We start from the raw sequence: 380 nt of genomic DNA on the forward strand, positions 1-380 counted from the left end.
AGATGTGTATAAGAGCCAGGTAGAGGCCGTAAGGGATGATGTGCTTGCGGCCCATGGTGCGGTTGTCTCCGCTCTGGGCCTCGGCTTCTTTCTCGGTGGTGACGGCCATGCGGGTGATGGAGATCTCCAGCGGCACCACCGGGTCGATCGAGGTGGCGAAGGCCATCTGCACGGGGCCGCGCACCTGGCCGGCGTTCACGCCCGTCGTCATCACGGCGCCGAAAGTGCGCACGTCGAAGAAGTTGGCGCACATCCAGGCCGTGATCTCGCGGGCCTTGGCTTCGTCCTTGGGGAGCTTCTTGAATTGCTCCTTGGCGTCGGGCGGAATGCCGAGCGCTTCCCAGGCCTTCTGGTGCTGCTGGTTCAGCACGGCTTTTTCC

The 380-nt window shown here is 63.7% G+C and carries 1 protein-coding gene; it reads right to left on the reverse strand.

The features are described 5' to 3' along the window. On the reverse strand, positions 1–380 hold a 380-nt coding region (locus E4T88_RS17585), incomplete at both ends, for a type I CRISPR-associated protein Cas7 (RefSeq protein WP_185146763.1).

The organism is Dysgonomonas mossii (assembly GCF_004569505.1).
GTDB lineage: Bacteria > Bacteroidota > Bacteroidia > Bacteroidales > Dysgonomonadaceae > Dysgonomonas.